Raw genomic sequence first — 16,347 nt, 5'->3', positions numbered from 1 at the left:
AAGCAATATTTCGCGAATATTTACGTTCAAATGTATTTAACAAAAAAGATTGAAGCTAATAAACTCGCTTCAATCTCATTCATTCAAAATGATTAATCAAAATATCCGATTAATTATTTATTTTTTCATTTTTGCTTCTTCAACTGCTGAGTCAGCTAACTCGTCAACAACTTTCTTGATAGCAATATCATGTTTTACCATATCGTCTGAAAGAGCAGAACGAACTGCTTCTTCTTCCATACCATATTGTTCTGCTAAGTTTGATATTTCAGATGAAACTTCTTCTTCAGAAGGTTCAATTTTTTCAGCGGCAACGATAGCTTCTAACACAAGATTTGTTTTAACACGACGTTCTGCGCCTTCTTCAAATTGTTTGTGTAAATCGTCTTCACTTGTTCCTGTTAATTGGAAGTACATCTTTGTGTCAATTCCTTGTTGTTGCATATTTGCAAGGTATTGATCCATTTGGCGATGAACATCTTCTTCAATCATTGAATTAGGAATTTCATCAACTTTAGCATTATCAACTGCTAATTCAATTGCTGCATCTTGAATTGCTTCCTTAGCTGCAGCTTCTTTTGTTTCTTTAATTTGATCTTTTGTTTTTGCTTGTAATTCTTCAAGCGTATTAACTTCTTCATCAACATCTTTAGCAAATTCATCATCCATTTCTGGAAGTTCTTTGCCTTTGACTTCATGAACTTTAACAGCAAATACTGCTTCTTTACCACGTAAGTCTTCAGCTTGGTAATCTTCAGGGAATGTAACTTTTACGTCAACATCCTCTCCAGCTTTATGTCCTACCAATTGGTCTTCAAATCCAGGAATAAATGAATTTGAACCTAATTCAAGAGTATAATTTTCTGATTTTCCACCATCAAATGCAACGCCATCAACTTTACCTTCAAAATCAATGATAACAGTGTCGCCAGAAATAGCTGCTTCGTCTTCTTTAAGTACAAGTTCAGCTTGTTGTTGACGTTTTGCTTCTAAACTATCTTCTACGTCTTTTTTAGTTACTCGACGTGATTGTTTAGGAACAGTTAATCCTTTATAGTCACCTAATTCAACTTCTGGTTGAAGTGTAACTTTAGCTTTAAGGACCCATGTAGAATCTTTTTCTAAACTATCAATGTTAATATCAGGTTGATCAACGGGTGATACTTTAACTTCTTCAAGTGCCTTTTCGTATGCTTCTGGCAATAGAATGTTTAAAGCATCTTCGTATAATGATTCTTCACCATACATTCTGTTAAATACTTGACGTGAAACTTTTCCTTTACGGAATCCAGGAACAGTTAAATCTTTCTTAACTTTTAAGAAAGCTTTTTCCAATCCTTCTTTAATTTTATCAGTTTCAATTTCGAATGTTATTTCTCCATTGTTTTTACCTGTTTTTTCAAATTTTGCTGACATTGTTTTCCCTCCGGTAGAACAAAAATTTTATATTCGTACTATTTATATACTTGTCTATTTTACCGTATCATTACTAGATTGTAAATGGTTATAAAAAAAAATTCGAAAAGCAAAAGCTTTCCGAATTTCTTTTTTTAATTAATTAAAAATTAATCATCAATTTCTGAAACGACTCCGGCACCAACAGTACGGCCACCTTCACGAACAGTAAATTTAAGACCTTTTTCAATAGCAACTGGGGCGATTAATGATACTGTAAATGTAACGTTATCACCAGGCATAACCATTTCTACACCTTCTGGTAATTCAATAACACCAGTAACATCAGTTGTATGGAAGAAGAATTGAGGACGGTAGTTTGAGAAGAATGGAGTATGACGTCCACCTTCTTCCTTAGAAAGGATATAAACTTCGCCTTTGAATAATTTGTGAGTTTTGATTGAACCAGGTTGTGCAAGAACTTGTCCACGTTCGATTTGTTCGCGATCAACACCACGGAGTAAAGCACCAACGTTATCGCCGGCTTCACCTTCGTCAAGTGTTTTACGGAACATTTCGATACCTGTAACTGTTGTTTTAAGAACATCTTCATGTAAACCAACAATTTCAATATCGTCTCCGACTTTAACTGTACCACGATCGATACGACCTGAAGCAACAGTTCCACGACCAGTAATTGTAAATACATCTTCAACTGGCATTAAGAATGGTTGGTCTGTAGGACGAACTGGTGTTGGGATGTATGAATCAACAGTATCCATTAATAATTCAACTTGTTTTACAGCTTCTGGATCGCCTTCAAGGGCTTTAAGAGCTGAACCACGGATAACAGGAATATCATCGCCTGGGAAATCATATTCGCTTAATAATTCACGAACTTCCATTTCTACAAGGTCTAATAATTCTTCATCATCAACCAAATCAGTTTTGTTTAAGAACACGATAAGGTAATCAACACCAACTTGGCGAGCAAGTAAGATATGTTCACGTGTTTGAGGCATAGGGCCATCAGTTGCGGCTACAACTAAGATAGCACCATCCATTTGTGCAGCACCAGTGATCATGTTTTTAACGTAATCAGCATGTCCTGGAGCATCGATATGTGCGTAATGACGTGCAGCTGTTTCGTATTCAACATGGGCAGTATTGATAGTAATACCACGTTCACGTTCTTCAGGTGCAGCATCGATTGAAGCGAAATCTGCTGCTTCACCGAAACCGTTGTCTGATAATACTTTACTAATTGCAGCTGTTAAAGTTGTCTTCCCATGATCGACATGTCCAATAGTACCAATATTAACATGGGGTTTTGTTCGTTCGTAATGTTCTTTTGCCATGAATAAGAGCCTCCTAGTGTTTTTGTAAGAATAAAACAGTTTTAGAAAATCTAACCCTGATGATTCTTTGTTTTTATTATACTACTTCTTTATTTAATAACAAAATACATTATCATCAAATAAAGAAGAATCCTTAAAATATTATATAGACTGTTTAGAGTTTTGTAAATACCTATTTAAAGAATACTGAAACTTTTTATCTCGTCTTAAAATAACCTGGTTAAATCTACGCTCATACAACTAAATCTAAGTGAAATTTTGGATTCTTTATTAGAATATCATAGATTACTGTAAACGGCTAGCTTTACCTAATCATTAATTCATAATTTCAGTTAATTCTTTCGAAAGTAATGCATTTAATTCAACCATATACGTTAAATTTTCAGTCCTTTTAAAAGTGGATTCCATACCTAACTCACTTTTTACTAATTCAATCCATTCTTTCTCAATACCCAAAAAATCACTTGCAAAAGGATAAATCATCCCCAATTTTAAATTTAACATATGATTTAAAGAATTATTCATTTGTACATCAATAGTTCCCTCATCATTTTTTGTTAATTGATTAATTGTCAGTAATACAGGTTCATTTTCATTTGCAACTAATTTTTTTACGTCAATTTTTTTCTGAGTTCCATCAACCCATAAATAGTTTATTATTTCAATATTATTAGGTATCTTTTGTACCTCTTGCAATAGACTTGATTTTATAATTGGATGTACGTCTTTATCCATAAATATTTTTTGACAAGCATCTAAGAATTCATTTTTAGGTAGTACCAGTCCACTTTGAACAATTTGTTGCTGTCCAAAAAAGTCCACTGAACCTAAGTGTGCAAATTGACGTTCATTTTGTCTAAGTTGTTTATCGAATTTTTCACGGCATTCATTTTCAGCATCCAAAACTAGTGATGTGGCAAAAGGTTGCTCTTTAACCAATTGCCAAGCTCGAATAAATTTATTGTTTTTTAACAGTATATTTAAATAAACTGCAAATTGATCCCCACGTTTTAAGTAATCGCTATAAAATTCGTCAGCGATAATTAACGCTTCTTGAAATTGAGCATCCAAAACTAGAGAATTAACCAATAATTTATTATTTTTAAAACTACGATGACCATCATAATTTTTTGTGAATAATTGTGATGCTAGTTGATAATTTTTGTCACTTACAGCCTTTTTTGCTAACTGATAATTTTGTTTCTCTTGGTCGGGAAACGGAATAATTTCTGCCATAATATCCTCTATTTATTCTAAAAAAAGGGATAACAACATTTGTGTTATCCCTTTTTGATTATTTTTCGTTATTTTTTGTTTCCGCCGGTTTAACTTCTTTAGACTTTGTTGATTTTCTATGATACTGATTAATTTCCATAATAACAGGTAAAATAACTGGACGTCGTTTTGTTTGTTCATATAGGAAATGACTCATTTTTTCACGAACATCTTGTTTTAAATGTCCCCAATCAAATTCTTTATTGTTCAAATTATCTTGTACTGTTTCTGACACAATTTCAGCACTCTTTTCAATTAAATCAAGGCTCGTTTTTGTATAAACAAATCCTCTTGATGTAATTTTAGGCTTGTTTATGATTTTTTTCTTTTTACGATCAATTGTGACGACTGCAATAAAAATACCATCTTCAGAAAGTATTTTACGATCTCTCAGTACAATATTTCCAATATCACCAACACCAATACCATCAATCATGGTATTTCCTGCTTCAACTTGCGATCCTAAATTCATTTTTCCTTCAGAATAACTTAAAACATCACCCTTACCAGTAATAAAGATATGATCATATGGCATTCCTAATGTATGTGCTAAATCAGCATGTGCCGCAAGTAATCGATATTCACCTTGAATTGGAACCAGGTATTTTGGTTTCATTAAATTGATCATTAGTTGTAAATCATTTTGACCAGCATGACCTGAAGAATTTAATTCATCAGAAATTGCTTTCACATCAGCTCCTGCTCGGTAAATGAGATCTCTTGTCTTTGCCACATTAGTTTCCATAGCTTTTGACGTTGTTGTCGTAATGAAAACAAGATCTCCTTCATGAATATTAACAGTTGAATGTTGATTTAAAGCCATTCGCTGTAATGATTTTAAAGGTTCACCCATTTTACCTGTTTCCAATATAATTAGTTGATCATCGTCATATTTGCTAATATCACTCATTGGAACAATTAAATTTTCATCAGGAAGAACTAATTTCTTCAAATCCATAGCTGTTTTAACGATTTTTTCAACATCGTGTCCTGTTAATATAACCTTTCGATGACTTTCCTTTGCAGCATTTAGTATCTGTTGTACTCGTAATATATTTGATGCCACACAGGCAACAATAATACGACCTTTTTGATATTCAAATGTTTCATTAATGTATTCGTCAATTGCACTTTCATTGACTGTTGGGAATGGGTTCTCAGCATTAGCTGAATCACTTAATAACGCTAAAACACCATTCTTACCAATCTCAGCTAAACGTCCAAAATCTGTTTGGTAAACTGGTGCCGCAGCTTGATCGAACTTAAAATCACCTGTATAAACAATCTGCCCTTCATCAGTACCTAAAACGATTCCTAATGATTCAGGAATTGAATGGGTCGTTTTAAAGAATGAAATTGTCGTTTTACCAAAATCAATCTCAGTCTGATCATTAACAACGTGAAAATCAGAAAATTTACTTGCCTTAGGATCATTTTCAATATTAATTTTTGCTAATGCAATTGTTAATTCTGATCCAAAAACAGGCACATCAAATTCACTCACAAAGTATGGTAATGCACCAATTGCATCTGCATGCCCATGTGTTAAGAAAACACCTACAATTCGTTCTTTATTTTCTCTCAAATAACTAAAATCAGGAATTACAATATCAATCCCTAATAAGCCATTTTCTGGATACATTAATCCAGAATCAAAAATAAATAGATCATCATCCACTTCAACGACATACATATTTTTACCATTTTCTCGAACGCCACCAAGTGGAATTATTTTAACTTTACTCATTACTTCACCTCTTACATATTTTATATTTTTAGTATTTTCACTAGTTGATTTATTTCATTGTCAGTTAATGCCTCTATTGGTAAACGACACCCACCTACTAAGATACCCTTGTAATTTAAAGCTGCTTTAGCTGGTCCAGGAGATGGAAGAGAAAAAAGTGCAGCCATTTTTGGCGTCAACTCTCTTTGAATATCTCCTGCAAGCTTAATATTTCCATCTTGTACAGCTTGATACATTTTAGTCATTTCAATACCAAATATATGGCTTGCAACAGAAATAACACCACTTGCTCCTAAGATTTTTGCAGTCAAACTATCCGTATCTTCACCAGTATACACCAAGAAATCATCTGGCGTTTGTTCAACAATACGACTTAAATTTTCACTACCTGTACAATCTTTAATACCAATAATATGATTATTATTAGATAACTTAACAATTGTTTCAACAGTCATAGTTACGCCTGTACGACCCGGAATATTATAAATGAAAATAGGCAATTTCGAAGCATTTGCAACTGCTTCAAAATGAGCAATCATACCTTTTTGATTAGGCTTATTATAGTATGGCACAACAACTAAAGCTGCGTCCACACCAGTAATAGCGGCTACCTCATTGGTAAAATCAATTGTCTCCATAGTATTATTTGATCCTGTACCAGCCATAATTGGAACTCTACCATTAACTATTGCCACTGTTTTTTTAATCAAATTTAATTTTTCAGAATGATTCAACGTAGGCGATTCGCCCGTAGTACCATTAACCAGGATACCTTTTGAACCTGTTAAAATTAAATGTTCAATTAATTTAATTAAGCGATCTTCATCCACTTGATTCTGATCATTAAATGGTGTGACCATAGCTGTCATTATATCTACATTTTCAAACATTCGCTTAATTCACTCCTTTCTTTTTACTTTGGAACTCTTAATAAATCTAATTCATGCAATTTTTCAGCAATTTGAACTGAATTCCATGCAGCACCTTTTAACAAATTATCCGAAACGACCCATAATTGGAAGGCATTATCCTGTTCTAAATCAGCTCTAACACGACCAACAAATGTATCTTTCTTACCAGTGGCATTAATTGCTTGTGGATATATCTGTTGTTCCGGATTATCTTGTAAAACCACACCGGGTGCATCTGCAAGAATATTTTGAATTTGTTTAACAGAAGCATCATGACTTTCAACTTCAAACCAAACAGATTCCGAATGGCTAACAACAACTGGTACACGTACACATGTTGCAGTAACTTGAATATCTTGATTAGACATTATTTTCTTCGTTTCATGAATCATTTTCCATTCTTCATGTGTATAACCTGTGTCTTCAAAAACATCAATTTGTGGTAGTGGATTAAATGCAATTGGATAATGCTTTTTATCACCAGAAGCTGGTAAAATCTTTGCTTCCATCTCTTCGCCATCAAGATAAGCTTGTGTTTCATCTTTTAATTCTTGAATAGCTAAGTTTCCAGCACCACTAACAGCTTGCATTGTTGTAACAACAACCTTCTTTAAACCGTAATTTTTACGAATTGGTTCTAGTGCAACTACCATTTGGATAGTTGAACAATTTGGGTTAGCAATTAGTCCTTTGTGTTCATAAAGTGCCTGTTCATTAACTTCAGGAACTACTAGTGGGACATCAGGATCCATTCTAAACGCACTAGTGTTGTCTACAACAACTGCACCACGTTTAATTGCTTCAGGTGCAAACTTTTTAGATACACTACCGCCAGCAGAAAATAGAGCCAAATCAACATTCTCAAAAGAATCAGATGTTGTTTCTTCTACGATAACATCCTGACCTTTAAATTTTAATACTTGTCCTGCAGAACGTTTAGATGCCAAATATTTAATACTATTGATGGGTAAACTTGTTTCTTCTAGCATTTGAATCATTCGTGTTCCAACAGCGCCTGTAGCACCGACAACCGCAACTCTATATCCGTCCATTGAAAAAAACCTTCTTTTTCTTTATTTGAATCTCAATTATACCATAAAATTTATGAACGTTTTACATTTAACTCACTTATAGTAGACATATCTTAAATTTTAAAAATAAAAAAAGCAAAACTCTTATTAAGAGTTTTGCTTTTAGTTTTAACGACGAAGACCTAAGCGTTGGATCAATTCACGGTAACGTTGAATATCTTTGTTACGTAAATATGCTAAAAGGTTACGACGATGTCCGATTTTCTTCATCAAACCACGTTGTGAAGCGAAATCTTTTTTATGAACGCCGATATGTGCATTCAATTCAACGATATCTGCAGTAAGTACAGCGATTTGTACTTCAGCAGAACCTGTATCGCCTTCTTGACGAGCATATTCGTTCATAATTTCTGTTTTCTTTTCATTTGTAATTGCCATTAGTGTTTCCCACCTTTCTGAATCTAAATGCCTAAAACCGAGTAAGTCGTCGGTGAGACGTCAACAAACTAAGTTAAAGGTTACTTGGAACAAATCTAACCTTACTAAAATTTAGAGTATATTGCAAGTTTTTTATAACTTCTCTTATCTAATTATTACTATCAAGTAAAAATCCTTTACAAGTTTTCATTGCATTAACTAATTTGGTTAGGTATAATAATGGTTGTTGAAATATTTGTTGAGAACCAATAAGGTGATCATGATAAGTGGAGGTGACTTAAATGCCAATTATTCAATCTGCAATTAAACGTGTAAAAACGAATGAAAAAGCAAACGTTAAAAATGCTGCTCAATTAAGCACAATGCGTACTGCTGTAAAGAAGTTTGAACAAGCTAAGACTGCTGGTGCCGATAATGTAGATGCTTTATACAAAGCTGCTATTACTGCAATCGACAAAGCACATTCTAAAGGTTTGATCAAAGAAAACAAAGCTGCTCGTGATAAGTCTCGTATGGCTGCTCGTTACGCTAAATAAGTTTTCAGAAAAATACCCAGTAGATTAATAATCTACTGGGTATTTTTTATTTTATACATCTATACGATTAATTTGAAGCATAAATAATGAGAATAATCCTTCTTGATCTTGTTGTGTCGTCTTCATTGCTTTTTCTAAATCAATTAACGCTAAATAAATTTTCCTCAAATCACTTCTATTAAATTTCTTTATCTTTTGAAGTGCCAACTTAATTCGATAAGGATGCACTTTTAAAACACTAGCTAAATCTCCTTGTGAGTAACCTTTATCTTGCAAAATTTTCACTTGTAATAATAATCTAAATTGTCCCAATAATATTGCATTTATCTTAATTGGCTCTTCATTTTGTAAAATTAAATCATGATACAACGTTACTGATTTTTCAATATTATTTGAAATAACAACATCTACTAAATCAAATATATTTTGTTCTAAAGTTTTAGAAACTAAATTTTCAACAGATGATAATGTAATTCGGTGGGTTTCAAAATTATACAAAAATAACTTTGGCAATTCATTCATGATTGTTGATAATTCTGTATTGGTTCTTTCTAGAAATAATTCCAAAGCGTTTTCATCTATTTCAAATGATTTGTTAGCCATCTCTTGGGCTATAAACTGTCGCGTTGCACGCTCATTTAACGGTTGATTATCAATAACTAGACTAAATTTTTTAAGCATCTTACTAATCTTTTTACGACCATCTAATTCTTTATAAGGCGCAAATATAACTACAATACTTGTTGGTTCCGGATGAGCTAAATAAGATAAAAGACCATCAATATCGTGTTCAATTTTTCTTTTTTTAGTGTCTGACGTTAGAAAAAAAGGATTTTGAATAAAAATTAAGCGCTTATCACCAAAAAAAGGAACAGACATCGCATCATCTAATGCTTTAGCCAACGGAACCTCCTCCATATCATATTTACCTAAATTCATCGTTCTCTCTTCTTCAGGTATCAACTCAGTAAATGCTTTTTTTACATCTTCCATTAAATAAGTCTCATTACCTAAGACAAGATTTACTGGCTTCACATTTTCAAGAGATAACGTTGAAATTATTGCCTGTGAATTCATATTTATCAGCTCTTTTCATTGTTAAAAACTTCTAATTTTTCTTTATAATTTTGAAACTTGCTGATTCTTATCATACCATGCTCTGCTGTACTAACAAACGGTATTCGATATTTTTTCAAAGTATCTAATGTTTCTTGATGTGGGTGGCCATATCTATTATTCTTACCAGCAGAAATCACCGCTAACTTCGGTTTTATTTGATCAATAAATATTGGATCAGTCGCAGTTTTACTGCCATGATGACCTGTTTTAAGAATTGATATTTGTAAATTGGGATATTTTTGAATAACCTTTTTTTCACCAGCTCGGTCCAAATCGCCAGTAATAAGATAGCTATATTTCCCGATTGTTCCAAATAAAACAAGAGAATCTTCGTTTTTTCCTATACCTTGATTAAAAGGATGTAGAATCATCAATTCAGCATCCTGTTTTTTACTATTATCTGTCATAGGTATCACCATTTTAGGCGGTCGAGTAGATTCTATTTTTTTAATGAATTGTGGCAGTTGTTCCATTCCAGATGGAACAATCATTCTATCGACGTCTATTTTGGTTAATATAGACGGAAAATTACCTATATGATCTGCATCTTGATGCGTCAAATATAAATAGTCTATATGACTGATTCCTTTGCTTAATAAATAATTAGTAATAATTTTTTCACCAGAAGTTTGATACTCCTTTCTAGTTCGCCAGCTATCCATCTTAAAATGAACTTTACCGCCTGTATCTACTAATGTAATTTGCCTATTAAACGGCTTTCTTATCAATGTTGAATCCCCTTGACCAATGTCAAAAAAAACGACTTCTTGCCGAATTGGAAAATGGATCCATAGAAATACCATAACATAGAAACTAACTAATATTGCCCATCTTTTAATACACGAAGGATGTAAAAAACATGTTAAGGTGCACATGAAAAATAGCATGCACATATTTAAACTGGGTTTACCAAACGTTATCGTTAATGGTAAACGTGCTAGTTCATCAAAAAAATAAATAAACGTTTTTAATACAGTATTTATCCCATCCATAACAACCTTAAAATGAATCCCAACCATTCCTCCAAAAATTACAATTGGTAGGATTAAGAATTCAAAAATAGGAATAATAAAAATACTAAGTACAATTGATAGAACATTCCACTGATAAACGTTGAAAAAAATAAATGGCAAACTAAATAAGTTTAGCCAAATACCTGATTCAAAAGTACCTTTATTCTCCATAAAGATTAGTAGTAATGACATTAGATAGCTCAACTGACCGCCAAATGTGAACAGTACTTGTGGTTCAATCACCAATCCTATTAACAAAGCGAAACACCAAACCGTAATCCCTTGGACAGGTTTATCAATTAGTTCACAAATAAGTTGAACCATACACATAAAAATTGCACGTCGTAAACTACTAGATTCCCCTGCAATAACTAAATAGCATGGAAGTAAAAAAAGTAATCCTTTGGCTACTGTCTCACGTGGGATTAATAGTCTATTTCCTAACGTTCTTATTAACATCACAAAATAATATACATGTAAACCCGATAAACAGAATAAATGAATTAATCCTAATTGTCTTATAGAGGCTAAATCCTGATTGAATTCCTGAGTCTTATCACCAATTACCAAAGCATTCAAAAATTTATCTAACGGATTGGATAAAGAATTAAAATAACTTTTTAATTCTGCTCGTAATTCATGTAACTTACTTATCACGGATTCAAGCGATAAATTCATGACATTTTTTTCACTATTATTAACTTTTATAATAGTCATACTATTGTAAATTGATTTAGTTCGCATAAAACTTTGATAATCAAACTCGTTTTCATTTGTCGCTGATTTAATTTTTTGTAGCTTAGCATCAACGTTTATAATTTTAGTGTGTTTATTATGTTTAATCTTATTGAGTTCATTTTGTGACTTACAGTTATAAAATCCTCGAATTTTTTGTGAATTAGAAATTATTTGTCCATCAAAACTAACCAAATCACCATTGATTGAATAATCATCAGGGTAAATTTTCACATTAACATTTTGTACCTCTTTTTCAACTACAACTTGCTTCTGGCTTTCCTTCGCATTACTGTAAAAATAAATACCAAAAATTAAAATACAGACACAACAAATATAAAAAGTTATCGAACGTTTTAACGTAATAATTCGTATAAAAATAACGATAGCGAAAATAATCCAAATAGGATTGTAATTTACAACATATAAACTTGTTATTCCAATAACTAACGTCGCAAAAAATAGATCAACTGCTTCAACTGATTTTATTCTGAAAATATTTTATTCAGAACAATTTCTTCAATATAATTTTTATCAACTTTTACTTGCTCAAAAATAACATTATTTCTTTCTAATAGTGATATGGCATAATCATCATTATGATAATTACGTAAATAATATATTTTTTTCACGCCGGATTGAAGTAGCATTTTTGTACACTGTAAACAAGGAAAATCTGTCACATAAATTTCTGAATTATCTGTCGCTGAGCCAAACTTTGCACACTGTAAAACTGCATTCATTTCTGCATGAATCGTTCGTACACAATGTCCGTCTACAAGGTAGCAACCTTCATCTATACAATGTACATCCCCTGAAACAGCGCCGTTATATCCGCCTGCAATAATCCGTTTATCTCTAACAAGTATCGCACCAACAGATAATCTTTCACATGTACTTCTTAATGATAGTAATGCAGCTTGCGTCATAAAATATTGATCCCAAGGAATTCTATTATCAGGCATTTAGGTATTTCCTTCTTTCATTTTTTTATAGTATATCAAAAATAAATCTTTAAAAAAAGTTAGACCGCTAATGAGTCCTTTAGACTTTCATATGTTTTATCACCGATGCCGCCAACTTCTTTTAATTCATCCGTAGTTTTAAACGATTGATGTTCTTCTCTATATTGTAAAATTTGTTCTGCTTTTTTTGGTCCAATTCCAGTCAACCCTTGCAGTTGTTCTTTCGTTGCGGTGTTTAAATTAACCGTTGATTCATCATTCGATTTATCCTGAGTTCCTGTAGTAGACCCTGCATCCATAACAGAAGATCCTTGGGCAGTAGTAGCTGCTACTTTATTTTCTTTTACTTCCCCTTTTGCCGGAACATATATAACCATCTCATCTGTTACTTTTTGAGCTAAATTAATCTGTTTCTGATCAGCGTTAGATAAAAATCCCTCAGCTAAATCGATTACCTGACTAATTCTCATTCCTGTTTTCATTGTGTATATACCTGGTTTTTTTATATTTCCTTTGATATCCACAACGATTTTCCCACCATTTGAGGTTTCTAAATGGCTTGATATATTTTTTTCCGAGCTAGACGACGTACTAGTAATACTATTAACTAACATATCATCTGTTTTGCTACTTTTATGTTGTGTAACTATTGAAAAAATGGTCAATGCTATTACAGATACCACACAAATAATGATAATTTTTCGATATTCAATTCAAATTTTTTTTATTTGATCCATCTTATCCACCTCCCTCTTATATTTAAATACGCAAAAAAACGAATTTCATTTAAAATGAAATTCGTTTTTTTCCTTAAATCATTATCACGTATTTTAATGATGATTCATTTTATTTAAGTTAATCTTCCTTACTAATTACTTCATGACATTTTTTAATCATAGCTACTTTTATATGATTAGGTACCATATTTGAAATATCTCCATCAAATTTAAATATTTCTTTCATTAAACTTGAGGAAATATGTGCGTATTTAGGATTAGCAAGCATCAATACAGTTTCCACTGTTTCATCTAACTCTTTGTTCATCAATGCAATATCTTTTTCATATTCAAAATCCCTATTATTTCTAACACTACGAATAATTATTTTAGCATCTAATTGGTGCATTAAGTTAATCGTTAAATCTGATTCAACACTAACTACTTCTACATTTGCTAATGAAAAGGTAGCTTCACTAATCAAATCTACCTTTTCATCAGCTGTAAACAATGACTTCTTTTTAGTATTAGTCATAACTGCGACAATAACTTTATCAAAAATTTGGCTTGATCGAACAATAATATCTAAGTGTCCATTAGTTAATGGATCGAAACTTCCCGGAAAAACTGCATTCATTTTAGTTCTCCTTTTGATAAATCGTTACCTGTGTAATTCCATAATTTTGTCTCCTAAATAGCCTGAATCCAGAAATATCATCAGGTAAGTTAGCATATTGATCTGTTTCACAAATAATTAAAGCTTGATTATTTAACAACTCGCTGCTATCTATTTTTTTTATCGTATCAATTATTTCTTGGGTCTTATAAGGTGGGTCTAAAAAAACAAGATCAAATGTTTCTTTACCTTTTAATAGTCCAATTGCTTTATCGGCATCTTGCTTATAGACCGTAAACTTATCTTCTTCCTTTGTGATAGCAATATTATCATTAATTGTTTTAATTGCTTGATACTGTCTATCAATTAGAAAAGCATGCGAGATTCCTCTAGAAACAGCTTCGATACTTAACCCTCCGCTACCTGCAAATAAATCTAACGATTTACCGCCATCAAAATAAGGACCAATAATATTAAACACTGATTCCTTAACTTTATCCGTTGTAGGTCTTGTTGCCATACCCGGAACTGCTTTTAATTTTCTTCCGCCATATTCACCTGAAATTATTCTCATATACTTTACTCACTTTTATTTTTAAATTTTTCTTGATCTTCATCTGTTAATTTAAATGCTTTTTCACCCATTCGAGACCCAAAGTCCATATCAATATCAGGGCGATGCGATACTTCTGTCTTTTTAACAAATTTTAAATTTTGAATTTTCTTAATCGTCTCGGGTAGGTCTTCTTGATTCATATAAATGACAACATATTTCATTTTTTTTGAAATATATTGAATAATACCGAATCGTTTCAACTGCTTAATTTGCTTCATATGGTATAAAAACACAATGACACCTTGTCTTTTTTGTATAACTAACTTAGTCCCATTTTCTTCGTCAAGCATTTGATTATGACCCCCTTTTTATTTATTATTTAGTAATTCCTTTTTTCTTAAAGCTGATATATTTAAAACTAAGCCTACACAGAAACTCAAGATAAGCATACTTGATCCGCCATAACTAAGAAATGGAAATGTTACACCTGTTATTGGTAAAACACCTGATATACCACCAACATTAAATACAGTCTGCACTGTCATAAACGTCGCAATTCCATAACAACAAAGTGAATGGAAAGTTTCTTTACTTTTAGAACCAATAAAGATAATTCGTCCAATCATACTGAAAAGTAATATTAAAATAAAAAATACCATCAATAATCCAAGTTCTTCACCTGTAATTGCTAATATAAAATCAGTATACGGTTCTGGTAGATAGCCTCGTTTTTGGATGCTATTTCCTAGTCCTGCACCAAAAATACCACCATTACTTAATGCATAATATGAATTTACCAGCTGTTGTCCAGTTGATTGCTGATATTTAAACGGATCATTGAATCCACTAAATCTTTTAGCCATATATGCTAATGGACCACCAGAATCTGGAGAAACAGATTTTAATTTTGATAATAATATCATTAAAGTACCCATGCCACCAACAGAAATTAAAGAAGTTATTCCAATTGAATACCCACTAGCCAAAATAATGATTAATACTGCACTAAAATTAATAATAAACCCACCCACATCTGGTTCAACCAAAATTAAAATGAGTGGTAAGGCTACTGCAATCGCATAGATAAAACGACGTTTATTTCTACCCTCATAACTTAATTCTTTATTTTCACGGAATGCAACTTGTTGCGCCATAAACAAGACTAAAAAAATCTTGCTGATTTCTGCGGGCTGAATGTTAAAAGAGCCAAAGTTAATCCATCCTGCTGCACCATTAACTGTTTTACCGCTAAGTACTACGTATAAAAGTAGCAGAATGGACACTGCACCAAATAATATTATAAATCCAGAACTTTTAAAAAAATTAACCTTCATTGAATATATAAGGAAAGCAACTAGCAATCCTAAAATGGCAAAAAGCAATTGTTTTTTTAAATATGTCGTTGGATCGCCACCCGCCATTTGAACCTTATATGAACTAGCAGAATAAACCATGACCACACCAATTCCGGATAATATGATATACGGTATAAAAATAAAATAATCAAGATATTGTAATTTTTGTGTTATTCTTTTTAAAATTTGCATTTTTAATCCAACTTATTTCTTCATTTTTTCAAATTTAGTACTAAAGTGTCTATTCGAAGTTACTTCAAGATTCTTTATCTGCTTCTTTTCAGTTTTTTCTTCAAACAGAGCACACTCCAACACAAAATCTACTTCACGAGAAAAACGAACAATTAAGTATCAACTACTTCTTAAAATGTAACATAACCAAGCTAGTAAAATGTATTTCGCTGTTTCCAGATAAATTTATTTATTTTATCTACATTTTCTTGCAAAGTGACCATCACATTTTCTTTAGAAATGTTGTTTTTCATCGATTTTATTCTCTCGTGACTCCTAATAGTATACCATATTACTATTTATCATGATTAAAAAAAAGAGTTGAAAATGAACTTAATCATTTTCAACTC

Annotated in this window: 16 protein-coding genes; 1 reads left to right on the top strand and 15 read right to left on the bottom strand. The window is 32.0% G+C overall.

Annotated elements, in window-relative coordinates; all coding sequences use genetic code 11:
* Window positions 1-117: 117 nt before the first annotated feature.
* The 7 genes from tig to rpsO all read right to left on the bottom strand — a co-directional run bounded on the left by tig (window position 118) and on the right by rpsO (window position 8,155).
* Window positions 118-1,416, bottom strand: coding sequence for a trigger factor (tig, locus tag AC1RPV_RS05815; RefSeq protein WP_409022411.1), 1,299 nt, complete (start codon window positions 1,414-1,416; stop codon window positions 118-120).
* Between the two features lie 149 nt (window positions 1,417-1,565).
* On the bottom strand, window positions 1,566-2,753 hold the full coding sequence (gene tuf / locus AC1RPV_RS05810) for an elongation factor Tu (RefSeq protein ID WP_409022410.1): 1,188 nt from the start codon (window positions 2,751-2,753) through the stop codon (window positions 1,566-1,568).
* A 315-nt stretch (window positions 2,754-3,068) separates the two neighbouring features.
* Window positions 3,069-3,989 (bottom strand): hypothetical protein, encoded by a 921-nt coding sequence (locus tag AC1RPV_RS05805; protein WP_481761712.1) that lies wholly within the window; start codon window positions 3,987-3,989, stop codon window positions 3,069-3,071.
* Between the two features lie 58 nt (window positions 3,990-4,047).
* Complete coding sequence (locus tag AC1RPV_RS05800) at window positions 4,048-5,775, bottom strand: ribonuclease J (protein ID WP_409022408.1); 1,728 nt, start codon at window positions 5,773-5,775, stop codon at window positions 4,048-4,050.
* 20 nt (window positions 5,776-5,795) lie between these two features.
* The gene (gene dapA / locus AC1RPV_RS05795) at window positions 5,796-6,665 is read right to left on the bottom strand and encodes a 4-hydroxy-tetrahydrodipicolinate synthase (protein ID WP_481761711.1); all 870 of its coding nucleotides are present in this window, start codon (window positions 6,663-6,665) and stop codon (window positions 5,796-5,798) included.
* Window positions 6,666-6,688: 23 nt separating this feature from the next.
* Window positions 6,689-7,738: an aspartate-semialdehyde dehydrogenase gene (locus AC1RPV_RS05790; protein ID WP_481761710.1), complete on the bottom strand. Its 1,050-nt coding sequence runs from the start codon at window positions 7,736-7,738 to the stop codon at window positions 6,689-6,691.
* Between the two features lie 147 nt (window positions 7,739-7,885).
* Entirely contained in the window at window positions 7,886-8,155 is a 270-nt protein-coding gene (gene rpsO, locus AC1RPV_RS05785; RefSeq protein WP_409022405.1) for a 30S ribosomal protein S15, read from the bottom strand.
* A gap of 281 nt (window positions 8,156-8,436) precedes the next feature.
* Here rpsO and rpsT point away from each other — a divergent pair, with 281 nt between their 5' ends.
* Window positions 8,437-8,691: a 30S ribosomal protein S20 gene (rpsT, locus tag AC1RPV_RS05780; protein WP_409022404.1), complete on the top strand. Its 255-nt coding sequence runs from the start codon at window positions 8,437-8,439 to the stop codon at window positions 8,689-8,691.
* A 51-nt stretch (window positions 8,692-8,742) separates the two neighbouring features.
* Here the strand turns inward: rpsT and holA are convergent, their stop codons facing one another.
* The 8 genes from holA to AC1RPV_RS05740 all read right to left on the bottom strand — a co-directional run bounded on the left by holA (window position 8,743) and on the right by AC1RPV_RS05740 (window position 15,958).
* Entirely contained in the window at window positions 8,743-9,768 is a 1,026-nt protein-coding gene (gene holA, locus AC1RPV_RS05775) for a DNA polymerase III subunit delta (protein ID WP_481761709.1), read from the bottom strand.
* A 5-nt stretch (window positions 9,769-9,773) separates the two neighbouring features.
* A complete protein-coding gene (locus tag AC1RPV_RS05770) occupies window positions 9,774-11,792 on the bottom strand; it encodes a DNA internalization-related competence protein ComEC/Rec2 (protein WP_481761708.1) in 2,019 nt (672 codons plus the stop codon).
* Between the two features lie 251 nt (window positions 11,793-12,043).
* Window positions 12,044-12,523, bottom strand: a complete 480-nt coding sequence (locus tag AC1RPV_RS05765) for a ComE operon protein 2 (RefSeq protein ID WP_409022402.1) — start codon at window positions 12,521-12,523, stop codon at window positions 12,044-12,046.
* Between the two features lie 59 nt (window positions 12,524-12,582).
* The gene (locus AC1RPV_RS05760; protein ID WP_481761707.1) at window positions 12,583-13,188 is read right to left on the bottom strand and encodes a helix-hairpin-helix domain-containing protein; all 606 of its coding nucleotides are present in this window, start codon (window positions 13,186-13,188) and stop codon (window positions 12,583-12,585) included.
* A gap of 190 nt (window positions 13,189-13,378) precedes the next feature.
* Window positions 13,379-13,876 (bottom strand): pantetheine-phosphate adenylyltransferase, encoded by a 498-nt coding sequence (coaD, locus tag AC1RPV_RS05755; protein ID WP_481761706.1) that lies wholly within the window; start codon window positions 13,874-13,876, stop codon window positions 13,379-13,381.
* Window position 13,877: 1 nt separating this feature from the next.
* Window positions 13,878-14,429 carry a 16S rRNA (guanine(966)-N(2))-methyltransferase RsmD gene (rsmD, locus tag AC1RPV_RS05750; protein ID WP_481761705.1) on the bottom strand — a complete coding sequence of 184 codons (552 nt, stop codon included), beginning with the start codon at window positions 14,427-14,429 and terminating at the stop codon, window positions 13,878-13,880.
* Window positions 14,430-14,434: 5 nt separating this feature from the next.
* Window positions 14,435-14,761, bottom strand: coding sequence for a YlbG family protein (locus tag AC1RPV_RS05745; protein WP_481761704.1), 327 nt, complete (start codon window positions 14,759-14,761; stop codon window positions 14,435-14,437).
* An 18-nt stretch (window positions 14,762-14,779) separates the two neighbouring features.
* The gene (locus tag AC1RPV_RS05740) at window positions 14,780-15,958 is read right to left on the bottom strand and encodes an FtsW/RodA/SpoVE family cell cycle protein (RefSeq protein WP_481761703.1); all 1,179 of its coding nucleotides are present in this window, start codon (window positions 15,956-15,958) and stop codon (window positions 14,780-14,782) included.
* Window positions 15,959-16,347: the final 389 nt, after the last annotated feature.

It is taken from the genome of Dellaglioa sp. CoH-55-MRSF-9, assembly GCF_056782155.1.
This window is presented reverse-complemented; position numbering and strand designations above follow the sequence as displayed.